Origin of the sequence: Enterobacter sp. 5-4 (genome assembly GCF_000612205.1) — a bacterium.
Taxonomy (GTDB): Bacteria; Pseudomonadota; Gammaproteobacteria; order Enterobacterales; family Enterobacteriaceae; genus Enterobacter; species Enterobacter roggenkampii.
The window spans coordinates 195,938-218,124 of record NZ_JFHW01000006.1 but is presented as its reverse complement, the minus strand read 5'-3'; the positions used below and the strand labels follow the sequence as shown (position 1 = coordinate 218,124).

Below are 22,187 nucleotides of genomic sequence, written 5' to 3'. Positions count from 1 at the left end.
ATAACTACAGGTGACTTATGAATACGTGATTATCATAAGTCGCCTGTAGATATTGAACACCCCCGATAAGTGATTACTTACCAATACAGAAGCTCGAGAAGATCCGTCCCAGCAGATCGTCCGACGTAAACTCCCCGGTGATCTCGCTCAGATTCTGCTGCGCCAGACGCAGCTCTTCCGCCAGCAGTTCACCTGCCCACGCGCCAATCAGCTGCGCTTTGCCCTGGTCAAGATGGCGTGCCGCCTCTTCCAGCGCCTGCAGGTGACGGCGACGCGCCAGGAAGCCGCCTTCCATGCTGGTATCAAAGCCCATGCTCTGCTTGAGATGGTTACGCAGGTCATCCACGCCTTCACCGGTCCGCGCCGACAGGCGGATCAGTGAGTGACCATTCACATCGCTGATACCGAGCGTTTCGCCGGTCACGTCCGCTTTGTTACGCACCACGGTGATCGGCAGTTTGGCCGGCAGACGGGCAATAAAGTCCGGCCAGATCTCTGCCGGGTCAACGGCGTCGGTCGTGGTGCCGTCCACCATAAACAGCACGCGGTCGGCCTGCTCGATCTCCTGCCAGGCGCGTTCGATACCGATGCGCTCAACCTCGTCGCTGGCATCGCGCAGACCGGCGGTATCGATGATGTGCAGCGGCATGCCGTCGATGTGGATGTGCTCGCGCAGCACGTCGCGAGTGGTACCGGCAATGTCGGTTACGATCGCTGCTTCACGGCCCGCCAGGGCGTTCAGCAGGCTCGATTTACCGGCGTTCGGGCGTCCGGCAATCACCACCTTCATCCCTTCGCGCAGCAGGCTGCCCTGGCGCGCTTCTGCACGAACGGCGTCGAGATCGGCCATCACCTGGTCGAGCTGGGCTTCGATTTTGCCGTCAGAGAGGAAGTCGATCTCCTCGTCCGGGAAGTCGATAGCCGCTTCCACGTAGATCCTAAGGTGAGTAAGTGCTTCCACAAGGTGATTCACACGCGCGGAGAATGCGCCCTGCAGCGAGTTCAGAGCAGAGCGGGCCGCCTGTTCAGAACTGGCGTCGATCAGGTCAGCAATGGCCTCAGCCTGCGCCAGGTCGAGCTTGTCGTTGAGGAAGGCACGCTCGGAGAACTCGCCCGGCTTGGCAATGCGCAGGCCCGGCAGGGTCAGGATACGTTTTAACAGCAGGTCGAGGATGACCGGGCCGCCGTGGCCCTGAAGCTCCAGCACGTCTTCACCGGTAAAGGAGTTCGGGCCGGGGAACCACAGCGCAATGCCCTGGTCCAGCGGCGTGCCGTCGGCATCTTTAAACGGCAGGTAATCAGCGTAGCGCGGCTTTGGCAGTTTACCCAGCACCGCTTCGGCCACCTCGCGCGCCTTCAGGCCGGAGATTCGCAGAATGCCTACACCACCGCGTCCCGGTGGGGTTGCCTGGGCGACGATAGTGTCGTTATGGCTCATGGTTGCTCTCGTTCAATACAAATAAAAAAGGCGGTCAATCGACCGCCCTTATTTTAGCGTTAACTTATCGGATCAGGACTTTTTCTTTTCGCGGCTATGCAGGCCACGTTTTTCCAGACCACGGTAAATCAGCTGCTGCTGGATGATGGTCACCAGGTTGCTGACGATATAGTACAGCACCAGACCTGACGGGAACCACAGGAAGAACACGGTAAAGATGACCGGCATAAAGGTCATGATCTTCTGCTGCATCGGGTCGGTCACGGTGGTCGGCGACATCTTCTGGATGAAGAACATCGTCACGCCCATCAGGATCGGCAGGATGTAGTATGGGTCCTGTGCGGACAGGTCATGGATCCAGAGTGCGAACGGCGCGTGGCGCAGCTCAACGGAACCCATCAGCATGTAGTACAGCGCAAGGAAGATTGGCATCTGAATCAGCAGCGGGAAGCAACCACCCAGTGGGTTCACTTTCTCTGCTTTGTACAGGGCCATCATTTCCTGGCTCTGACGCTGTTTGTCATCGCCCAGACGCTCACGCATTGCCTGAATCTTCGGCTGCAGCATGCGCATCTTCGCCATGGAGGTGTACTGCGCTTTAGTCAGCGGATACATGATGCCACGAACGATGAAGGTGATAACGATGATGGAGAAGCCCCAGTTACCCAGGAAGCTGTGGATGAACTTCAGCAGCTTAAACAGCGGCTGAGAGATGAACCACAACCAACCGTAATCCACGGTCAGATCCAGGTGCGGCGCAACAGCGGCCATTTTGTCCTGAATTTCCGGGCCAACCCACAGGGTGCTGGCCAGCTTACCGGTTTGACCCGGCTGTACCAGAACCGGCTGAGATTTGTAGCCGATGGCTGCAAGGCCGTTACCCAGGTTCGCGGTATAGAAGTTGTTGGTACCGTCGTTATTTGGCACCCACGCCGTCGCGAAATACTGCTGCAGCATCGCCACCCAACCGCCTTTAGCGCTGACGTTCAGGTTTTCGTTATCGGCAATGGTGTCGAATTTGTATTTCTCGTACTTCGCGTCAGGCGTGGAGTACGCCGCGCCACGGAAGGTGTGCAGCGCAAAGTTGCTGCTTCCGGTGTCACGGTGAGACGGCAGATTGATGGACTGCTTCAGCTGGCCAAAGGTCGACAGCTCCAGCGGTTTCGCACTGGCGTTCTGAACGCTGTAGCCCACGTTCACCGCATACTCACCGCGCTTCAGGGTGAAGGTTTTGGTGAAGGTGTTGCCTGCGGCGTCGGTATAGGTCATCGGGATAACGAGTTCGTTCTGGCCATCAGCCAGCACAAAGGTGTCGTTCTCGACGTTATACAGTGGACGCGCACCGTTAGCCGGGTTATCCGGGCCGTCACGACCGGTCAGGCCGCTCTGCGCCTGGTAGATAAACTCAGGCGTGGTTTCCAGTAACTGGAACGGTTCGTTAGACTTCAGCTCTTTCGGGTAGGTCAACAGCAGCGCCTGCTCAACATCACCACCACGGGTGTTGATTGTCAGCTCAAGCACATCGGTCTTAACCGTAATCTGTTTCCCCTGGCCACTGGCCGGTACGCCCTGGTCGGCGGCGCTACCCGCTGCGGTGGTCGTAGTCTGCGTGGTCTGCTGCTGGGGTTGAGGATTTTTATCCTGCTCCCATGCCTGCCAGATCATGAAAGACACGAACAACAAAGCGATGATAAGAAGATTGCGTTGCGAATCCATCGTTAGTGTTCTCTGGTATCAAAGGGTCCTGGGGGGACGGGGTCGTCTCCACCGGGGTGTAAAGGGTGGCATTTTAATACGCGTTTCACCGTCAACCAACTGCCTTTTATCACTCCAAACCTGCGCAATGCCTCAATTCCGTAGCTTGAGCATGTTGGTGTGAAACGGCAGTGCGGCCCGAGTAGCGGACTAATCAGGCGTTGATAGACCCGAATGAGGGCTATCAGGACCCGGGAGCCAGGCGACAGTGGCGGCGCCATAATTTTTCCAACGCTTCCGAGAGAGCACGGTTATCGAGGTCGGCAACCCCTTTCTTCGCCACCACCACGAAATCCATTGAAGGCAGTTCGTGCTGACGTAAACGGAAGCTTTCACGCGTCAGACGTTTAATCCGATTGCGTTCATGCGCACGCTTAACATTTTTCTTGGCGACTGTGAGACCGATGCGGGGATGCCCCAGCGAATTTTGGCGGCCGAGGATGGTGATTTGCGGCGTGCCAGCCCGTTGTGGCTGCTGGAAGACGAAAGTGAAATGAGCGGGAGTTAACAAACGTAACTCCCTGGGAAATGCTAGCTTAACCACTCAGGGGTTAGCTTTATTACTTGGAAACGGTCAGACGAGCGCGGCCTTTAGCACGACGACGTGCCAGAACCTGACGACCATTTTTAGTAGCCATACGAGCACGGAAGCCGTGAGAACGGTTGCGCTTCAGTACAGACGGTTGAAAAGTGCGTTTCATGGCGATTTCTACCTAAACTTGAATAAATTCACTGACTTTTGCGTATACCCGAACGAGTTTCGAACGACTAACGCCTCAGCGTGGGTGATTAAAGAGGCCGGATTGTAATAATTGTACACTCCGGAGTCAATTCTCTTTCCTTATTTCCCGCGTATTTCCGCACGTTTTCGCGTGGAAAATGAGCAACGGACGACGCAGGAAGATGAGCATCACGCGCCGGGTCGAGGATTATACGGGCTCACCGATAAAGCGCAAGGATCGTCCCGGATCTTCGTTAGATCATTTAAGCAATAAATTGGCTGTGCTCATTAATTTTTCCAATATGCGGGCTAAATCGTGGGGCACTCGCGCCAGGATCGTTTACACTTAACCGGTTTCTGATCTTCCTGTGGATAAATCGGGAAGAATCTGTGAGAAACAGAAGATCTCTGGCTCAGTTTAGGCTATGATCCGCGGTCCCGATCGGGATCCCAGGATCCTGGTCAGGATAAATTGCAGATAGCAATTCGCACGTCCCCCTTTACACAGGGTCATGCCGATGTGCGCCAACAATCATGAATATTCAATAGTTTTCTTTTATTGTTCGAGTGGAGTCCGCCGTGTCACTTTCGCTTTGGCAGCAGTGTCTTGCCCGATTGCAGGATGAGTTACCAGCCACAGAATTCAGTATGTGGATCCGCCCGTTGCAGGCGGAACTGAGCGATAACACGCTGGCTTTGTACGCGCCAAACCGTTTTGTGCTCGATTGGGTAAGGGACAAGTACCTTAATAACATCAATGGACTGCTGAACGATTTCTGCGGGTCAGATGCCCCACAGCTGCGCTTTGAAGTGGGCACAAAGCCGGTCACCCAAACCGTACGTGAAACCGTGAATGTGGCTGCGCCTGCTCAGGCCGCACCCGCGCCGGCCCCTCGCGTCGCTCCTGCTCGTCAGGGTTGGGATAATGTTCCTGCACCGGCTGAGCCAACCTACCGCTCTAACGTAAACGTCAAACACACGTTCGATAACTTCGTTGAAGGTAAGTCGAACCAGCTGGCGCGCGCGGCGGCTCGCCAGGTTGCTGATAACCCCGGTGGGGCCTACAACCCGCTGTTCCTGTATGGCGGCACGGGTCTCGGTAAAACGCACCTGCTGCACGCGGTTGGCAACGGCATTATGGCGCGCAAGCCCAATGCCAAAGTGGTGTATATGCACTCCGAACGCTTCGTTCAGGACATGGTAAAAGCCCTGCAAAACAATGCGATCGAAGAGTTTAAACGCTACTACCGTTCCGTTGACGCGCTGCTGATCGATGACATTCAGTTCTTTGCCAATAAAGAACGATCGCAGGAAGAATTTTTCCACACCTTCAATGCCCTGCTGGAAGGCAATCAGCAGATCATTTTGACCTCGGATCGTTATCCAAAAGAGATCAACGGCGTTGAAGATCGTCTGAAATCCCGCTTCGGCTGGGGCCTGACCGTGGCGATCGAGCCGCCGGAGCTGGAAACCCGCGTCGCGATCCTGATGAAGAAAGCCGATGAAAACGACATTCGCCTGCCGGGTGAAGTGGCGTTCTTCATTGCCAAGCGTCTGCGCTCCAACGTGCGTGAGCTGGAAGGGGCACTGAACCGCGTTATCGCCAATGCCAACTTTACCGGTCGTGCGATCACCATCGATTTTGTGCGTGAAGCGCTGCGTGATTTGCTGGCATTGCAGGAAAAACTGGTCACTATCGACAATATTCAAAAGACGGTGGCTGAGTACTACAAGATCAAAGTGGCAGATTTACTGTCTAAACGTCGTTCCCGCTCGGTGGCGCGCCCGCGTCAGATGGCGATGGCGCTGGCAAAGGAGTTAACCAACCACAGTCTGCCGGAAATCGGGGATGCGTTTGGTGGCCGTGACCATACGACCGTGCTGCACGCCTGTCGCAAGATTGAGCAGTTACGCGAAGAAAGCCACGACATAAAAGAAGATTTTTCCAATCTAATCAGAACATTATCATCGTGACGCTATGAAATTTACCGTTGAACGTGAACATTTATTAAAACCGCTGCAACAGGTGAGTGGCCCATTAGGCGGCCGCCCAACGCTGCCTATTCTCGGAAACCTGCTGCTTCAGGTCGCGGACGGTACGCTGTCGCTGACCGGTACAGATCTGGAAATGGAAATGATCGCGCGCGTTACGCTGACGCAGCCGCACGACGCGGGCGCGACCACGGTTCCGGCACGTAAATTCTTTGATATCTGCCGCGGGCTGCCGGAAGGCGCTGAAATCGCCGTGCAGCTGGAAGGCGACCGTATGCTGGTGCGCTCTGGCCGCAGCCGTTTCTCGCTCTCCACGCTGCCTGCAGCGGACTTCCCGAACCTGGACGACTGGCAGAGCGAAGTGGAATTCACCCTGCCGCAGGCGACGATGAAGCGTCTGATTGAAGCCACCCAGTTCTCCATGGCGCATCAGGACGTTCGTTACTACTTAAACGGCATGCTGTTCGAAACCGAAGGTGAAGAGCTGCGTACCGTGGCGACCGACGGCCACCGTCTGGCGGTCTGTTCCATGCCGATTGGCGACTCGCTGCCAAACCATTCGGTGATCGTGCCGCGTAAAGGGGTGATTGAGCTGATGCGTATGCTCGACGGCGGCGACACGCCGCTGCGCGTGCAGATCGGCAGCAATAACATCCGCGCCCACGTGGGCGATTTTGTCTTCACATCGAAGCTGGTTGACGGCCGTTTCCCGGATTATCGCCGCGTATTGCCGAAGAACCCGGACAAAACGCTGGAAGCCGGTTGCGATAGCCTCAAGCAGGCCTTTGCCCGTGCGGCTATTCTCTCTAACGAGAAATTCCGCGGCGTGCGCCTGTACGTGAGTGAAAACCAGATCAAAATCACCGCCAACAACCCGGAGCAGGAAGAGGCAGAAGAGATTCTGGACGTCACCTACGCCGGGGCTGAGATGGAAATCGGCTTCAACGTTAGCTACGTGCTGGATGTGCTGAACGCGCTGAAATGCGAGAACGTGCGCATCCTGCTGACCGACTCCGTTTCGAGCGTACAGATTGAAGATGCCGCATCACAGTCGGCTGCCTATGTTGTCATGCCAATGAGACTGTAATGTCGCTCACCCGTCTGTTGATCCGCGACTTTCGCAACATCGAAAGCGCGGATCTCGCTTTATCCCCTGGCTTTAATTTCCTGGTTGGCGCGAACGGCAGCGGCAAAACCAGCGTGCTGGAAGCCATCTATACGCTCGGCCACGGTCGGGCGTTTCGCAGTTTGCAGATTGGTCGCGTGATTCGCCACGAGCAGGAATCTTTTGTTCTGCACGGGCGTTTGCAGGGCGAGGAGCGGGAGACCGCCATCGGCCTGACCAAAGACAAGCAGGGCGACAGCAAGGTGCGCATCGACGGTACCGACGGCCACAAGGTGGCCGAGCTGGCGCTGCTGATGCCGATGCAGCTGATCACGCCCGAGGGGTTTACTTTACTCAACGGCGGCCCCAAATACAGAAGAGCGTTCCTCGACTGGGGATGCTTTCACAACGAAGCCGGATTCTTTAACGCCTGGAGCAACCTGAAGCGTCTGCTCAAGCAGCGTAACGCCGCGTTGCGCCAGGTGACGCGCTACGCCCAGCTGCGTCCGTGGGACATGGAGTTAATCCCTCTTGCGGAACAAATCAGCAACTGGCGTGCCGAATACAGCGCAGGTATTGCCGAAGACATGGCCGACACCTGCAAACAGTTTTTACCCGAGTTCTCTCTCACCTTCTCCTTCCAGCGCGGCTGGGAGAAAGAGACGGACTATGCCGAGGTGTTAGAGAGAAGCTTCGAGCGCGACCGCATGTTGACCTACACCGCGCACGGCCCGCACAAGGCGGATTTCCGCATTCGTGCCGACGGTGCGCCGGTGGAAGACACGCTGTCGCGCGGGCAGCTCAAGCTCCTGATGTGTGCGTTGCGCCTGGCACAGGGGGAGTTCCTCACCCGCGAAAGCGGGCGACGCTGCCTGTACCTGATAGATGATTTTGCCTCGGAACTTGACGACGCGCGGCGCGGGCTGCTTGCCAGCCGCTTAAAAGCCACGCAGTCGCAGGTTTTCGTCAGCGCCATTAGCGCTGAACACGTTATGGACATGTCGGACGAAAATTCGAAGATGTTTACCGTGGAAAAGGGTAAAATAACGGATTAACCCAAGTTGAAATGAGCGAGAAACGTTGATGTCGAATTCTTATGACTCCTCCAGTATCAAAGTCCTGAAAGGGCTGGATGCGGTGCGTAAGCGCCCGGGTATGTATATCGGCGACACGGATGACGGCACCGGTCTGCACCACATGGTATTCGAGGTGGTAGATAACGCTATCGACGAAGCGCTCGCGGGTCACTGTAAAGACATCGTGGTCACCATCCATGCGGATAACTCCGTCTCCGTCACCGATGACGGCCGTGGCATCCCAACCGGTATTCACCCGGAAGAGGGCGTCTCCGCGGCGGAAGTGATCATGACCGTCCTGCACGCAGGCGGTAAGTTCGACGATAACTCCTATAAAGTTTCCGGCGGCCTGCACGGCGTAGGTGTTTCGGTAGTAAACGCCCTCTCGCAGAAGCTGGAGCTGGTTATCCAGCGCGAAGGCAAAATTCACCGTCAGCTTTACACGCACGGCGTGCCGCAGGCACCGCTGGCCGTTACCGGCGAAACCGACAAAACCGGTACCATGGTGCGTTTCTGGCCGAGCCTCGAAACCTTCACCAACGTCACCGAGTTCGAGTACGACATCCTGGCGAAACGCCTGCGTGAACTGTCGTTCCTGAACTCCGGCGTCTCGATTCGCCTGCGCGACAAGCGTGACAACAAAGAAGACCACTTCCATTACGAAGGCGGTATCAAGGCGTTTGTTGAGTATCTGAACAAGAACAAAACGCCTATTCACCCGAATATCTTCTACTTCTCCACCGAAAAAGACGGCATCGGCGTTGAAGTGGCGCTGCAGTGGAACGACGGTTTCCAGGAAAACATCTACTGCTTTACCAACAACATTCCACAGCGTGACGGTGGTACCCACCTTGCAGGCTTCCGTGCGGCGATGACCCGTACCCTGAACGCCTACATGGACAAAGAAGGCTACAGCAAGAAAGCGAAAGTCAGCGCCACCGGTGACGATGCCCGTGAAGGCCTGATTGCCGTGGTTTCCGTGAAGGTGCCGGATCCGAAGTTCTCCTCACAGACCAAAGACAAGCTGGTCTCTTCTGAGGTGAAATCGGCGGTTGAGCAGCAGATGAACGAACTGCTGAGCGAATACCTGCTGGAAAACCCGTCCGACGCGAAAATCGTGGTGGGCAAAATTATTGATGCGGCGCGTGCCCGTGAAGCGGCGCGTAAAGCCCGTGAAATGACCCGTCGTAAAGGCGCGCTGGACTTAGCCGGCCTGCCGGGCAAGCTGGCTGACTGCCAGGAACGCGACCCGGCGCTCTCCGAACTGTACCTCGTGGAAGGGGACTCCGCGGGCGGTTCTGCGAAGCAGGGCCGTAACCGCAAGAACCAGGCTATTCTGCCGCTGAAGGGTAAAATCCTCAACGTTGAGAAAGCCCGTTTCGACAAGATGCTCTCTTCTCAGGAAGTGGCGACACTCATCACCGCGCTGGGCTGCGGCATTGGCCGTGACGAGTACAACCCGGACAAACTGCGCTACCACAGCATCATCATCATGACCGATGCGGACGTCGACGGCTCGCACATCCGTACGCTGCTGTTGACCTTCTTCTATCGTCAGATGCCAGAAATCGTTGAGCGTGGCCACGTCTACATTGCCCAGCCGCCGCTGTACAAAGTGAAGAAAGGCAAGCAGGAACAGTACATCAAAGATGACGAAGCGATGGATCAGTACCAAATCGCGATTGCGCTTGATGGTGCGACCCTGCACGCGAACTCGCACGCCCCTGCACTGGCCGGTGAACCGCTGGAGCGTCTGGTGTCCGAGTTCAACGCTACGCAGAAAATGATTACGCGTATGGAACGCCGTTATCCGAAAACGCTGCTGAAGGAGCTGGTTTATCAGCCAACCCTGACCGAAGCCGATCTGAGCAGCGAGCAGACCGTCACCCGCTGGGTGAACGCTCTGGTGACCGATCTGAACGAAAAAGAGCAGCACGGCAGCCAGTGGAAATGCGATGTTCAGCAGAACGCTGACGGGCAGTTCGAGCCGATCGTTCGCGTGCGTACCCACGGCGTCGACACCGACTACCCGCTGGAGCACGAGTTTGTCACCGGTCCGGAATACCGTCGTATCTGCACGCTCGGCGAGAAGCTGCGCGGCCTGATCGAAGACGATGCGTTCATCGAACGTGGCGAACGTCGTCAGCCGGTAGCCAGCTTCGAGCAGGCGCTGGACTGGCTGGTGAAAGAGTCCCGTCGCGGCCTCGCGATCCAGCGCTATAAAGGTCTGGGCGAAATGAACCCGGAGCAGCTGTGGGAAACCACCATGGATCCGGAAAGCCGTCGCATGCTGCGTGTTACCGTTAAGGACGCGATTGCTGCAGACCAGCTGTTCACGACCCTGATGGGCGATGCGGTTGAACCACGTCGTGCCTTCATCGAAGAGAACGCCCTGAAAGCGGCAAATATCGATATTTAATCGACGTGATACCGCACGATAACTGGCCGCGCGTTTAGCGCGGCTTTTTTATGGGCGCGGGCATATCCTGCGACAGCACTGACGGTAAGCGACTGGCGAGCGTATCGACGGCAATCCTCACCCTCAGCGGCAGGTGCGGCGTTTGCTGCCAGACGGCATGAACGTCAAAATGGACATCGGGCGCCTGTTTCAGGAGCGGGACGAGCTTTCCCTGATGAATTTCTTTAATGGCCATCCAGCAGGGGAGCCAGGCAATCCCGTGTCCGGCCAGCGCCGCGTCGCAGATGGCCTGCAAATCATCCATATTGAGCGATGAACGGGGAGTAAAGGTGTGCGAGGTCCCTTCGTTATCCATCAGTTGCCAGGGTAACACTCTGCCTGCGCGCAGATAGTTAATGGCCGTATGATGGGGTAAGTCAGCCACGCTTTGCGGCTGGCCTTTGTTCTGCAGATAATCCGGCGCAGCGCACAGCACCATGCGGTGTTCCCCCAGCTTTCTGGCGACCAGCACGCTGCTGTCCTGCAGCGTGCCGTTACGCACCGCCATATCAAACCCTTCCTCCACCAGATCCACCACGCGGTCGCTGAACGACATTTCAAGCTCAAGCCCGGGGTGTTCCTGCGCCAGTTCAATCAACAGCGGCGCGACGCACTGGCGGCCAAACAGTACCGGCATGGCAACGCGCAGGCGGCCGCTAACCTGCTGTTTCCCCGTTTCAAGCAGCGATTCCGCGCCCCGAATTTCCTCCAGCGCACGCAGGCACCGTTCATAAAAAAGGGCGCCGTTATCGGTCAGGCTCTGGCTGCGGGTGGTGCGCTGAAACAGCCGTACCCCCAGTCGCTCCTCGAGACGAGCGATGCTTTTTCCTACCGCCGAGCGTGACAAATGCAGACGAATGGCGGCCTGAGCGAAACTTCCCGCCTCTACGGCAGCCACAAAAACAGGGATATCCTTCAGCGTGTCGGTCATTAATTGTATCTTTTTTGGCGTCAATATAGAGAAAACTTATCGCCACTGGCGACCATGCGTCAACGGTAGACTGTCAGTACTAAAGCTTACTTGATGGCCGGAGAAAAAAATGACAGAGACAATGCAACGCTGGACGATGAGCGCCCTCGGGCGCGAGAGCCTTACGCTTATTCAGGAGCCCATTCCCCAGCCAGGTCCGGGTGAAGTGCGCGTAAGGGTGAATGCCGTCGCGCTCAACTATCGCGACAAAATGGTGATAGAAGGCACGATGCCGATTCCGCTTTCCTTCCCGTTTACCCCGGCGTCTGACATGGCGGGCGTCGTCGACAGCATTGGTGAAGGCGTCACGCGTTTCCAGCCCGGTGCCCGCGTTATCTCAACCTTCTTTCCGGAGTGGATCGACGGTAAGCCGCAGGCAGACGCGCGCAATTTGCCCTATAAAACGTCCGGCGGCTATTTCCAGGGAATGCTGGCCGAGTATGTGATTGTGAAGGAAGACGCGCTGGCGGCATCGCCGGAAACCCTGGATGACGCAGAGGCCAGCACCTTACCCTGCGCGGGGCTTACCGCCTGGTTCGCACTGGTGGAACGCGGTCAGCTGCGCGCCGGGCAATCGGTGCTGGTACAGGGAACGGGCGGCGTGGCGATTTTCGCCCTGCAAATCGCAAAAGCGCACGGCGCAGAGGTCATTGTTACGTCCGGGAGCGATGAAAAGCTGGCGCTGGCCAAAAAGCTGGGGGCCAGCCAGGGCATCAACCGCCTGAAAGGCGACTGGGCTGAAGAGGCGCTGGCGCTGACGCAGGATCGCGGCATCGACCATATTATTGAAACCGTGGGGGGCGAGAACCTGAAGCACTCCCTGCGCGCCGTTGCCGTTCATGGACGTATCTCGGTCATTGGCGTGCTGGCCGGGTCTGACATTTCGCTCTCTGCTGGCGAACTGTTGCTGAAATCTCCCGTCATTCAGGGGATCGGCGTGGGGCACCGCCGGGCGCTGGAGGATTTCGTCCGCGCCGTGGATGTCACCGGGTTGAAACCTGTGATTGAGCATCGCTACCGTTTTAACGAGCTTAAACAGGCTCTTGAGCATCTGGATCGCGGTGCGTTTGGTAAAATCGTTCTCACCCGCGAGTAAGTCTTTGTTCCCCGGGATAGGCGTAAAAGGGGGTTTTTGTTGCGCAAGGTAGCTCTATTTTTGTGTGCTTAATCGCGTTAGCATGAGGCAGCACTCATTTATCCCGGGGAACTCATGGCTATCAAACTTATTGCAATCGATATGGACGGCACGCTGTTGCTGCCAGACCACACTATCTCTCCAGCCGTTAAGAACGCGATCGCCGCGGCACGCGCAAAGGGCGTGAATGTGGTCCTCACCACGGGGCGTCCGTATGCGGGCGTGCACAGCTACCTGAAAGAGCTGCACATGAATCAGCCCGGCGACTACTGCATCACCTATAACGGCGCGCTGGTGCAGAAAGCCGCAGATGGCAGTACGGTTGCGCAAACCGCGCTAAGCTACGATGACTACCGGTTCCTGGAAAAACTGTCCCGTGAGGTGGGTTCCCACTTCCACGCTCTCGATCGCAATACGCTTTACACCGCCAACCGTGATATCAGCTACTACACGGTACATGAATCCTACGTGGCGACCATTCCGCTGGTGTTCTGTGAAGCCGAGAAGATGGATCCGGCCACCCAGTTCCTGAAAGTGATGATGATCGACGAGCCGGAGATCCTGGATAAAGCGATTGCGCGCATTCCGGCCGAAGTGAAAGAGAAATACACCGTGCTGAAAAGTGCGCCGTACTTCCTTGAAATCCTCGATAAACGCGTCAATAAAGGCACCGGCGTGAAATCGCTGGCCGACGCGCTGGGCATCAAGCCGGACGAAATCATGGCGCTGGGCGATCAGGAAAACGACATCGCGATGATTGAATTCGCGGGCATGGGCGTAGCGATGGATAACGCTATTCCGTCGGTGAAAGAAGTGGCTAATTTTGTCACCAAATCCAACCTCGAAGACGGCGTGGCTTACGCCATTGAGAAGTTTGTGCTGAACTAAACACCCGCTTGCGATACCCTGATGCGATAACTGCGCATCAGGGTATCCTCATGAAACAAATCACCTTCGCTTCCCGCAACCACCAGCTTACTAACATCAATACCTGGACGCCGGACAGCCAGTGGCTGGTCTATGACGTGCGCCCGTCAGGTGCATCGTTCACCGGTGAAACCATCGAGCGGGTTAATGTTGTTACGGGCGAAGTCGAGGTGATTTATCGCGCTACTGACGGTGCGCACGTTGGCGTGGTGACCGTTCATCCCGCGCAGGAGAAATACGTCTTTATCCACGGCCCGAAAAACCCGGATGCGGACTGGCACTACGATTTTCATCATCGCCAGGGGGTAATTGCGCATCACGGGCAGGTGAGCAACCTGGACGCAATGGATATCACTTCACCGTTCACCCCGGGCGCGCTGCGCGGCGGCAGCCACGTCCATGTCTTCAGCCCGAACGGCCAGCTTGTCAGCTTTACCTATAACGACCACGTGCTGCACGTGCGCGATGCGAAGCTTGATTTACGCAACGTCGGCGTGGCGGCGCCTTATGGCCCGGTGAATCCGCCGGGAAACCATCCTCGTGAATACCCGGGGACTTACTGGAGCGTGCTGGTCAGCCGCACGACGCCCAACCCGCAGCCGGGCAGCGACGAGATTAACCGCGCCTACGAAGAGGGCTGGGTGGGCAACACCAGGCTGGCGTTTATCGGCGATACCCTGTCTGCAACGGGCGAGAAAGTGCCTGAACTGTTTATTGTTAACCTGCCAGAAGATGAACAGAGCTGGAAACGCGCGGGCGATGCGCCGCTTCAGGGCGCCGCAGAGACCCTGCCAGCCCCGCCTGCTGGGGTGAAGCAGCGTCGTTTGACCTTTACGCATCAAAGGGCCTATCCGGGCCTGGTGAACGTGCCGCGTCACTGGGTTCGCAGCAACCCGGAGGGGACACAGGTCGCGTTTCTGATGCGCGACGATAACGGCATTGTGCAGCTGTGGCTGATCTCACCTGAAGGCGGCGAGCCGCGCCAGCTGACGCGTAACGGGAGCGATATTCAGTCTGCGTTTAACTGGCATCCGGCGGGTGATCGGCTGGGGTTTGTGCTCGAAAACCGGATTGCCTGCTGTGACGCGCAGACCGGACAGGTGACGTTTTTGACGTCCGATCACGGCAATCCGCCGTCTGCGGATGCCGTCGTATTTTCCCCGGACGGGCGCTTTATTGCGTGGATGGAAGAGACGGACGGTTTCCGTCAGCTCTGGTTAGCAGAAACCGCGCAGAACTAGCGCGGCGGCATCTCTGCGGGCGGAATGACGGCGTTTGTCGCCAGATTTTCCTGCTCGCTTTTCTCTACCCGTGAGCGCACGGAGTCGTCCTTACGGAATAAATCCCACGGCAGCAGAAGCGTGTCCGCCACAGCCGTAAACGGCATATCCAGGATAACCAGGGATTTGGTGCCCCAGTTTGTATCGTCATCGGAGATCATCGCCGCGCTGGCGCGCGTCCCCGGATATGTTCCTTCTTTACCGCCGGTGTGAGACATCACGCTCGAACACCCGCAAAGTAAAACTACCCCGCTGAACGTCGTCAGCTTTATCAGAACATTTTTCATCATCACTCAGTCATCGTTAATGGCACTGCATAGACCTGCAACTCAGGGTTATAGCGAGCCTTATCCAAAATGGATAGCCCGATAACCCCGCACTGTGGCAGCCATCGCAATTTAACCCTTTGTGCTGTTGTCCCAGTCTATGCGAGATGCAGGAAAGTGCAAAAAAAAGTGCAGTTGTCATGCTTGAAAAGCCCGGTTGCAGACCCATTTTAAGAATACGACCCGATAACGAACTCGCCTGATGGGTGTTCGGGGGGCGTAAAGGCCTGTCCATGGTGGAAGGCTTACTTTTCTCGCTGATTTCAGGAGTTTTATTTATGCGTAACTTCGATCTTTCTCCGCTATACCGTTCTGCAATTGGTTTTGACCGCCTGTTTAACCATTTAGAAAATAACCAAAGCCAGAGCAACGGCTACCCTCCATACAATGTTGAGCTGGTTGACGAAAACCACTACCGCATCGCCATTGCCGTCGCCGGTTTTGCAGAAAACGAACTGGAGATCACCGCGCAGGACAACCTGCTGGTGGTGAAAGGTTCCCATACGGCCGAGCAGAAAGAACGTACCTACCTTTACCAGGGCATCGCTGAGCGCAACTTTGAACGCAAGTTCCAGTTAGCTGAGAACATTCACGTGAAAGGCGCGAACCTGGTTAACGGCCTGCTGTTTATCGAACTGGAACGTGTGATTCCGGAAGAGAAAAAACCGCGTCGTATCGAAATTAACTAATTATGCGGGTCGCGCGAGCGGCCCACCCAGACCTGCTTGCCGTAACGGGAGCATATGCGAATCCATCAGGATTTGCAGGAACAACTGCGCACAAAATTAAACTGTGCCGAACTCGCTTCTCAGAAGGAGATTTAGTATGCGTAACTACGATTTATCCCCCTTACTTCGTCAGTGGATTGGTTTTGACAAACTGGCTAATGCCCTGCAAAACACCGCTGAGCAACAGACGTTTCCGCCGTACAACATCGAAAAAAGCGACGATAACCACTATCGCATCACCCTGGCGCTGGCCGGCTTCCGTCAGGAGGATCTGGATATCCAGCTCGAAGGCACGCGTCTGACCGTGAAAGGTACGCCGGAGAAACAAGAGACCGAGACCAAATGGCTGCATCAGGGGCTGGTTAATCAGCCGTTTAGCCTGAGCTTTACCCTGGCAGACCATATGGACGTCTCCGGCGCAACGTTTACCAACGGGCTGCTGCATATTGACCTGACCCGTAACGTGCCGGAAGCCATCGCGCCACAGCGTATCGCCATTAGCGACCGGCCGGCGTTAAACAGCTAACAAGCCCGCCGAACCTGTAGGTCGGGTAAGGCGCAGCCGCCACCCGACACTGCTCACAGACCGCACAAGGCCCTGCCCCGGCAGGGCTTTTTTGTGCGCCATCGCCCATACAACCGCCCACGGCTCTGAGAGAATCCTTAGCATAACTAAGGTTATGCCAAGGAAGTGGATCATGAGTGATATCGCGTTAACCGTCAGCGTGTTGGCCCTGGTCGCTGTTGTTGGCCTGTGGATAGGGAATATCAAAATCCGCGGCGTCGGGTTTGGGATAGGCGGGGTGCTGTTCGGCGGCATTTTTGTCGGCCACTTTGCCGACCAGCTCGGGCTGGTGCTGAGCGCCGAAATGCTCCACTTTACCCAGGAGTTCGGCCTGATCCTGTTCGTTTATACCATCGGGATTCAGGTGGGACCGGGTTTTTTCGCCTCTCTTCGTGTCTCCGGATTGCGGCTCAACCTGTTTGCTCTCGGCATTGTGGTGATGGGCGGGCTGGTCACCGCCATTCTGCATAAGATCTTTGCTATCCCTCTGCCCGTGGTGCTGGGCATTTTCTCCGGGGCGGTCACCAACACGCCTGCGCTCGGCGCGGGGCAGCAAATCCTGCGCGATTTGGGCATCGAACCCGGCATTGTCGACCAGATGGGGATGAGCTACGCCATGGCCTATCCGTTTGGTATTTGCGGCATTCTGCTCTCCATGTGGCTGGTCCGCGTCCTGTTTCGCATTAACGTCGATAAAGAGGCGAAGGACCACGAAACCACGCTCACCAACGGCCATATGCCGATCAAAACCATCAACATTCGGGTCGATAACCCCAACCTGAACAATATGGCGATTCAGGACGTGCCGATCCTGAACAGCGCCAATATTATCTGCTCCCGCCTTAAGCGCGACGATATGCTGATGGTGCCTGCCCCCGGCACCATTATTCAGCAAGGCGATCTGCTGCACCTGGTGGGCCAGCCCGGCGATTTGAACAATGCCCGTCTGGTGATTGGTCAGGAAGTGGATACCTCGCTCTCAACGCGCGGCACCGATATGCGGGTGGAACGCGTTGTGGTAACCAACGAGCACGTCCTTGGCAAAAAAATACGCGATCTGCAGGTAAAAGAGCGTTATGACGTGGTGATCTCCCGCCTTAACCGTGCGGGTGTCGAGCTGGTCGCCAGCCCGGAGGCCAGCCTGCAGTTCGGGGATATCCTCAACCTGGTTGGGCGCCCGTCTTCCATCGACGCCGTCGCGGATATGGTGGGTAACGCCCAGCAGAAACTGCAGCAGGTGCAGATGCTACCGGTGTTTATCGGTATTGGGCTTGGCGTGCTGCTGGGCTCCATCCCGCTGTACGTGCCGGGCTTCCCGGTGGCGCTCAAGCTGGGCCTGGCGGGCGGGCCGCTGATTATGGCGCTGATCCTCGGGCGTATCGGCTGCATCGGTAAGCTCTACTGGTTTATGCCGCCGAGCGCCAACCTGGCGCTGCGCGAGCTGGGCATCGTGCTGTTCCTGGCGGTGGTCGGGCTGAAGTCCGGCGGGGATTTCGTCGACACCCTGCTCAAGGGCGAAGGGATGAGCTGGGTCGGCTACGGCATCTTTATCACGGCGATCCCGCTGCTGACGGTGGGCATACTGGCGCGGATGTTCGCCAAAATGAACTACCTGACGCTGTGCGGCATGCTGGCGGGTTCCATGACCGATCCGCCCGCGCTGGCCTTTGCCAATAACCTGCACACCACCAGCGGCGCGGCCGCGCTCTCCTATGCCACCGTCTACCCGCTGGTGATGTTCCTGCGCATCATCACCCCGCAGCTACTGGCGGTGCTGTTCTGGGGGATGAGCTAGTAAATCTTCCGGGTGGATGCGCCGCAGATGGTAGTCCACCTGGTAATCACTGGTATTTCGGAACATCACGGAATAGTTGAGAAACTCGCCGCTGTCGCTGTAGGAAAGGGAGGTGATACGCAACAGCGGTGTCTGTTCCGGCAGGTTCATATAACCCGCCAGCTGCTTATCGGCCAGCACCGGCGTCAGGCTCTCGTAGTTGCCGCTGATGGTGATCCCGCACTCCTTCTCGATGTAATCAAACTTTGACCCTTCAAGATGCGCCAGCGACAGATTGCGAAACAGCTTCACCGGCATAAAACTGTCCTCCAGCATCAGCGGTTTTCCGTCCACGTAGCGCACCCGCCGGGAAAAGTAGATCCGCTCATCCACCTGAATTCGCAGCTGGCTGGCGATGGCGGGCGGGGCGGGCATCACTTCAAACTGCAGCACCTTGCTCTGCACCTCTTTTCCCTGCTGACGCAGCACCTCCACCAGCCCGGTCAGGTTGGTGGTTTCGTGGTGAACGTCTTTGCGTGACACAAACGTGCCGCTGCCGTGCCGCCGTTCAACCAGCCCCCAGCTCACCAGCAGATCCAGCGCCTTGCGGATGGTCATTCGCGCCACGCCGAACTCCTGCGCCAGCGCTTTCTCGCCCGGCAGCGGACTGCCGATATTGTAGTCCGATGAATTCAGCCGCAGCCGCAATCTGTCAGCAATGGATTTGTAGATCACCAGTAGACCTCTCTGCCCTTATCAGGGCGTGGATGGCGTCCTGACATGTCCATATTTACCGTAAAAAGTAGACCTGATTGGTCAAAATAAAACCATGAATGCGATCACGAATCGCAGCGGCACGCCATGTTCGCGCATCAGTAAGTTCTTATGCTCACCTCAGGCCAGCAAAAAACCATAAAGGCCTCTACCCCTACAGGTTGTTTCATGAGGATTTAAAAATGCTCAGTCAAATACAACGTTTTGGCGGTGCCATGTTTACCCCGGTGTTGCTGTTTCCGTTCGCCGGGATCGTGGTGGGAATCGCCATCATGCTTCGCAACCCGCTGTTTGTCGGCGAAGCCTTAACGGCCCCCGATCATCTTTTCGCGCAGATTGTTCACATCATTGAAGAGGGCGGCTGGGCGGTGTTCCGCAATATGCCGCTGATTTTTGCCGTCGGCCTGCCGATTGGCCTGGCGAAGCAGGCCCAGGGCCGCGCCTGTCTGGCGGTGCTGATTAGCTTCCTGACCTGGAACTACTTCATCAACGCGATGGGGATGACCTGGGGCCACTTCTTCGGCGTCGACTTCTCCGCCGAACCGACGGCGGGAAGCGGGCTGGCGATGATTGCCGGGATTAAAACGCTCGATACCAGCATCATCGGCGCCATCGTGATTTCAGGCATCGTTACCGCCATCCACAACCGCTATTTTGACAAGCCGCTGCCGGTGTTTCTGGGGATTTTCCAGGGCAGCTCGTTTGTCGTTATCCTCGCGTTCTTTGTCATGATCCCCTGCGCCTGGCTGACGCTGCTGGGCTGGCCGAAAGTGCAGATGGGCATTGAGTCCCTGCAGGCGTTCCTGCGTTCTGCCGGTGCGCTGGGCGTATGGGTCTATACCTTCCTGGAACGCATTCTGATCCCAACCGGATTGCACCACTTCGTCTACGGTCCGTTCATCTTTGGCCCGGCGGCGGTGGAAGGCGGGATTCAGGTCTACTGGGCGCAGCACCTGCAGGAGTTCAGCCAGAGCACCCTGCCGCTGAAAACCCTTTTCCCGGAAGGCGGGTTCGCGCTGCACGGCAACTCCAAAGTGTTTGGCTCGGTTGGGATTGCGCTGGCGATCTGGTACACCGCGTCGCCGGAAAACCGCGTCAAGGTCGCGGGGCTGCTGGTCCCGGCCACGCTTACCGCCGTGCTGGTAGGCATTACCGAACCGCTCGAATTCACCTTCCTGTTTATCTCGCCGCTGCTGTTTGCCGTTCACGCCGTGCTGGCGGCCACCATGGCAACGGTGATGTACACCTTCGGCGTGGTCGGGAACATGGGCGGCGGCCTGCTGGACCAGTTCCTGCCGCAAAACTGGATCCCGATGTTCCACAACCACGCCTCGACGGTGTTCACCCAGATCGGCATTGGCGTCTGCTTTACCGGAGTTTACTTCGTGGTCTTCAAAACGCTGATTGCGCGTCTGAACCTGAAAACCCCGGGCCGGGAAGAGAGCGAAATCAAGCTCTACAGCAAGGCCGACTATAAGGCGGCGCGAGGGCAAACCACCGCTCCGGCCGCGGCCAGCCAGCAGGTCGGGCAGGCCGCCGGGTTCCTGCAGGCGCTGGGCGGCGCGGCCAACATCGAAAGCATCAACAACTGCGCCACCCGCCTGCGCATCGCCCTGGTCGATATGACGAAAACACAAAGCGATGACGTCTTCAAAGCCCTCGGCGCCCACGGCGTGGTGCGACGCGGCAACGGCATTCAGGTGATTGTCGGCCTGCACGTTCCTCAGGTGCGCGACCAGCTGGAATCGCTGATGAAAACCCCCTTAACGAATGAACAAACCACCCTGACAGAGGCTATATCATGAAAAAATTCTCAGTTGTCATTGCAGGCGGCGGCAGCACCTTCACGCCTGGTATCGTCCTGATGCTGTTAGCCAACCGTGACCGTTTCCCGCTGCGCGCCCTGAAGTTCTATGACAACGACGGCGCGCGTCAGGAAACCATCGCCGAAGCGTGCAAAATCATCCTTAAGGAGCAGGCCCCGGAGATTGAATTCAGCTACACCACCGATCCAAAAGCGGCGTTTAGCGATGTGGATTTCGTGATGGCGCATATCCGCGTGGGCAAATATCCAATGCGTGAAAAAGATGAAAAAATCCCGCTGCGCTACGGCGTGCTGGGCCAGGAAACCTGTGGCCCGGGCGGGATTGCCTACGGCATGCGCTCTATCGGCGGCGTGCTGGAGCTGGTGGATTATATGGAGCAGTACTCTCCGAACGCGTGGATGCTGAACTACTCCAACCCGGCGGCGATTGTTGCGGAGGCCACGCGCCGCCTGCGTCCGAACGCCAAAATTCTCAACATATGCGATATGCCGATCGGCATTGAAGGGCGCATGGCGCAGATTGTCGGCCTGAAAGACCGCAAAGAGATGCGCGTGCGCTACTATGGCCTGAACCACTTCGGCTGGTGGACGTCGATTGAAGATCTTAACGGCAACGATCTGATGCCGAAACTGCGCGAATACGTGGCGAAAAACGGCTATGTACCGCCGTCTGACGATGCGCACACCGAGGCGAGCTGGAACGATACCTTCGCCAAAGCCAAAGACGTGCAGGCGCTGGATCCGGACACCATGCCGAACACCTATCTGAAGTATTATCTGTTCCCGGACTACGTGGTCGCGCATTCCAACCCGGAACGCACCCGCGCCAATGAGGTTATGGACCACCGTGAGAAGCACGTGTTCAGTTCCTGCCGGGCGATTATCGAGGCGGGCAAATCCTCCGCCGGTGAGCTGGAAATCGACGAACACGCGTCGTACATCGTCGATCTGGCGACCGCGATTGCCTTTAATACCCAGGAACGCATGCTGCTGATTGTGCCAAACAACGGGGCCATCCATAACTTTGATGCCGATGCGATGGTGGAGATTCCTTGCCTGGTGGGCCATAACGGACCGGAGCCGCTCACGGTGGGCGATATTCCACACTTCCAGAAAGGGCTGATGAGCCAGCAGGTGGCGGTGGAAAAACTGGTGGTGGATGCCTGGGAGCAGCGCTCGTACCAGAAACTCTGGCAGGCGATTACCCTGTCGAAAACCGTGCCGAGCGCGTCCGTCGCGAAAGCGATTCTGGATGACCTGATCGAGGCCAACAAGGATTTCTGGCCAGCGCTGCACTGATCGTCCTGACCGGCATCGCCCGATGCCGGTCTCCTTGTC

General features: G+C 57.1%; 20 protein-coding genes and 1 other annotated feature. Of the genes, 12 read left to right on the top strand and 8 right to left on the bottom strand.

The genetic code is table 11. The annotated features are described in order from the left end of the window. Positions 1–73: 73 nt before the first annotated feature. From mnmE to rpmH, 5 genes are all read right to left on the bottom strand, one after another. Positions 74–1,438 carry a tRNA uridine-5-carboxymethylaminomethyl(34) synthesis GTPase MnmE gene (gene mnmE, locus AA74_RS0102375; RefSeq protein ID WP_025910754.1) on the bottom strand — a complete coding sequence of 455 codons (1,365 nt, stop codon included), beginning with the start codon at positions 1,436–1,438 and terminating at the stop codon, positions 74–76. Positions 1,439–1,510: 72 nt separating this feature from the next. Continuing rightward, positions 1,511–3,154: a membrane protein insertase YidC gene (yidC, locus tag AA74_RS0102370; RefSeq protein ID WP_008500173.1), complete on the bottom strand. Its 1,644-nt coding sequence runs from the start codon at positions 3,152–3,154 to the stop codon at positions 1,511–1,513. Between the two features lie 2 nt (positions 3,155–3,156). After that, on the bottom strand, positions 3,157–3,414 hold the full coding sequence (gene yidD / locus AA74_RS1000000122615; RefSeq protein WP_001307474.1) for a membrane protein insertion efficiency factor YidD: 258 nt from the start codon (positions 3,412–3,414) through the stop codon (positions 3,157–3,159). Then, a complete protein-coding gene (gene rnpA / locus AA74_RS0102365) occupies positions 3,378–3,737 on the bottom strand; it encodes a ribonuclease P protein component (protein WP_021242673.1) in 360 nt (119 codons plus the stop codon). The genes yidD and rnpA overlap by 37 nt, the downstream gene beginning before the upstream one ends. Positions 3,738–3,753: 16 nt before the next feature. Further along, on the bottom strand, positions 3,754–3,894 hold the full coding sequence (gene rpmH, locus AA74_RS01000000121975; protein ID WP_000831330.1) for a 50S ribosomal protein L34: 141 nt from the start codon (positions 3,892–3,894) through the stop codon (positions 3,754–3,756). Positions 3,895–4,493: 599 nt separating this feature from the next. Here rpmH and dnaA point away from each other — a divergent pair. From dnaA to gyrB, 4 genes are read left to right on the top strand one after another with little or no spacing between them, the layout of a single operon-like run. Beyond that, entirely contained in the window at positions 4,494–5,888 is a 1,395-nt protein-coding gene (dnaA, locus tag AA74_RS0102360) for a chromosomal replication initiator protein DnaA (protein WP_010426558.1), read from the top strand. Between the two features lie 4 nt (positions 5,889–5,892). Beyond that, complete coding sequence (gene dnaN, locus AA74_RS0102355) at positions 5,893–6,993, top strand: DNA polymerase III subunit beta (protein ID WP_008500170.1); 1,101 nt, start codon at positions 5,893–5,895, stop codon at positions 6,991–6,993. Then, entirely contained in the window at positions 6,993–8,066 is a 1,074-nt protein-coding gene (recF, locus tag AA74_RS0102350) for a DNA replication/repair protein RecF (RefSeq protein ID WP_008500169.1), read from the top strand. Before dnaN ends, recF begins: the two co-directional genes overlap by 1 nt. Positions 8,067–8,094: 28 nt before the next feature. Further along, on the top strand, positions 8,095–10,506 hold the full coding sequence (gene gyrB, locus AA74_RS0102345; protein ID WP_008500168.1) for a DNA topoisomerase (ATP-hydrolyzing) subunit B: 2,412 nt from the start codon (positions 8,095–8,097) through the stop codon (positions 10,504–10,506). A gap of 34 nt (positions 10,507–10,540) precedes the next feature. Here gyrB and AA74_RS0102340 read toward each other — a convergent pair whose 3' ends face one another. Then, complete coding sequence (locus tag AA74_RS0102340) at positions 10,541–11,476, bottom strand: LysR family transcriptional regulator (protein ID WP_025910745.1); 936 nt, start codon at positions 11,474–11,476, stop codon at positions 10,541–10,543. A 109-nt stretch (positions 11,477–11,585) separates the two neighbouring features. On the opposite strand from AA74_RS0102340, the gene AA74_RS0102335 reads away from it, so the two are divergent. The 3 genes from AA74_RS0102335 to AA74_RS0102325 all read left to right on the top strand — a co-directional run bounded on the left by AA74_RS0102335 (position 11,586) and on the right by AA74_RS0102325 (position 14,818). Beyond that, entirely contained in the window at positions 11,586–12,611 is a 1,026-nt protein-coding gene (locus tag AA74_RS0102335; protein ID WP_025910743.1) for an NAD(P)-dependent alcohol dehydrogenase, read from the top strand. 114 nt (positions 12,612–12,725) lie between these two features. Beyond that, positions 12,726–13,538, top strand: coding sequence for a sugar-phosphatase (yidA, locus tag AA74_RS0102330; RefSeq protein WP_008500165.1), 813 nt, complete (start codon positions 12,726–12,728; stop codon positions 13,536–13,538). Positions 13,539–13,588: 50 nt separating this feature from the next. Then, positions 13,589–14,818, top strand: a complete 1,230-nt coding sequence (locus AA74_RS0102325) for a DUF3748 domain-containing protein (protein ID WP_025910740.1) — start codon at positions 13,589–13,591, stop codon at positions 14,816–14,818. Here AA74_RS0102325 and AA74_RS0102320 read toward each other — a convergent pair. Further along, on the bottom strand, positions 14,815–15,147 hold the full coding sequence (locus AA74_RS0102320; RefSeq protein WP_021242679.1) for a YceK/YidQ family lipoprotein: 333 nt from the start codon (positions 15,145–15,147) through the stop codon (positions 14,815–14,817). The genes AA74_RS0102325 and AA74_RS0102320 overlap by 4 nt on opposite strands. 249 nt (positions 15,148–15,396) lie before the next feature. Continuing rightward, positions 15,397–15,468, top strand: a sequence feature (ROSE (Repression Of Heat Shock gene Expression) occurs in the 5'-region of heat shock genes and acts as an RNA thermometer to modulate expression.). Between AA74_RS0102320 and ibpA the strand changes: the two genes are divergently transcribed. From ibpA to AA74_RS0102305, 3 genes are all read left to right on the top strand, one after another. Then, a complete protein-coding gene (ibpA, locus tag AA74_RS0102315) occupies positions 15,462–15,872 on the top strand; it encodes a small heat shock chaperone IbpA (RefSeq protein ID WP_008500162.1) in 411 nt (136 codons plus the stop codon). (Overlaps the previous feature by 7 nt.) A 136-nt stretch (positions 15,873–16,008) precedes the next feature. Further along, entirely contained in the window at positions 16,009–16,437 is a 429-nt protein-coding gene (gene ibpB / locus AA74_RS0102310) for a small heat shock chaperone IbpB (protein ID WP_008500161.1), read from the top strand. A gap of 172 nt (positions 16,438–16,609) precedes the next feature. After that, positions 16,610–18,271, top strand: coding sequence for a putative transporter (locus AA74_RS0102305; RefSeq protein WP_025910734.1), 1,662 nt, complete (start codon positions 16,610–16,612; stop codon positions 18,269–18,271). Here the strand turns inward: AA74_RS0102305 and AA74_RS0102300 are convergent. Then, on the bottom strand, positions 18,239–18,985 hold the full coding sequence (locus tag AA74_RS0102300) for a GntR family transcriptional regulator (RefSeq protein ID WP_008500159.1): 747 nt from the start codon (positions 18,983–18,985) through the stop codon (positions 18,239–18,241). The genes AA74_RS0102305 and AA74_RS0102300 overlap by 33 nt on opposite strands. Positions 18,986–19,206: 221 nt before the next feature. Between AA74_RS0102300 and AA74_RS0102295 the strand changes: the two genes are divergently transcribed. Together AA74_RS0102295 and AA74_RS0102290 are read left to right on the top strand one after the other, a co-directional pair. Further along, positions 19,207–20,829, top strand: coding sequence for an alpha-glucoside-specific PTS transporter subunit IIBC (locus tag AA74_RS0102295; RefSeq protein WP_025910732.1), 1,623 nt, complete (start codon positions 19,207–19,209; stop codon positions 20,827–20,829). Next, positions 20,826–22,148 (top strand): 6-phospho-alpha-glucosidase, encoded by a 1,323-nt coding sequence (locus AA74_RS0102290; RefSeq protein WP_025910730.1) that lies wholly within the window; start codon positions 20,826–20,828, stop codon positions 22,146–22,148. Before AA74_RS0102295 ends, AA74_RS0102290 begins: the two co-directional genes overlap by 4 nt. The last annotated feature ends 39 nt before the right edge of the window (positions 22,149–22,187 follow it).

Excerpts from the sequence above, each read along its gene's own strand:
- AA74_RS0102305 (WP_025910734.1), top strand. The coding sequence starts at position 16,610 with ATGAGTGATATCGCGTTAACCGTCAGCGTGTTGGCCCTGGTCGCTGTT.
- yidD (WP_001307474.1), bottom strand. The coding sequence starts at position 3,414 with ATGGCGCCGCCACTGTCGCCTGGCTCCCGGGTCCTGATAGCCCTCATT.
- AA74_RS0102295 (WP_025910732.1), top strand. The coding sequence starts at position 19,207 with ATGCTCAGTCAAATACAACGTTTTGGCGGTGCCATGTTTACCCCGGTG.
- yidC (WP_008500173.1), bottom strand. The coding sequence starts at position 3,154 with ATGGATTCGCAACGCAATCTTCTTATCATCGCTTTGTTGTTCGTGTCT.
- mnmE (WP_025910754.1), bottom strand. The coding sequence starts at position 1,438 with ATGAGCCATAACGACACTATCGTCGCCCAGGCAACCCCACCGGGACGC.
- rpmH (WP_000831330.1), bottom strand. The coding sequence starts at position 3,894 with ATGAAACGCACTTTTCAACCGTCTGTACTGAAGCGCAACCGTTCTCAC.
- AA74_RS0102340 (WP_025910745.1), bottom strand. The coding sequence starts at position 11,476 with ATGACCGACACGCTGAAGGATATCCCTGTTTTTGTGGCTGCCGTAGAG.
- AA74_RS0102290 (WP_025910730.1), top strand. The coding sequence starts at position 20,826 with ATGAAAAAATTCTCAGTTGTCATTGCAGGCGGCGGCAGCACCTTCACG.
- ibpB (WP_008500161.1), top strand. The coding sequence starts at position 16,009 with ATGCGTAACTACGATTTATCCCCCTTACTTCGTCAGTGGATTGGTTTT.
- AA74_RS0102335 (WP_025910743.1), top strand. The coding sequence starts at position 11,586 with ATGACAGAGACAATGCAACGCTGGACGATGAGCGCCCTCGGGCGCGAG.
- dnaN (WP_008500170.1), top strand. The coding sequence starts at position 5,893 with ATGAAATTTACCGTTGAACGTGAACATTTATTAAAACCGCTGCAACAG.
- AA74_RS0102320 (WP_021242679.1), bottom strand. The coding sequence starts at position 15,147 with ATGATGAAAAATGTTCTGATAAAGCTGACGACGTTCAGCGGGGTAGTT.
- gyrB (WP_008500168.1), top strand. The coding sequence starts at position 8,095 with ATGTCGAATTCTTATGACTCCTCCAGTATCAAAGTCCTGAAAGGGCTG.
- ibpA (WP_008500162.1), top strand. The coding sequence starts at position 15,462 with ATGCGTAACTTCGATCTTTCTCCGCTATACCGTTCTGCAATTGGTTTT.
- yidA (WP_008500165.1), top strand. The coding sequence starts at position 12,726 with ATGGCTATCAAACTTATTGCAATCGATATGGACGGCACGCTGTTGCTG.
- AA74_RS0102325 (WP_025910740.1), top strand. The coding sequence starts at position 13,589 with ATGAAACAAATCACCTTCGCTTCCCGCAACCACCAGCTTACTAACATC.
- recF (WP_008500169.1), top strand. The coding sequence starts at position 6,993 with ATGTCGCTCACCCGTCTGTTGATCCGCGACTTTCGCAACATCGAAAGC.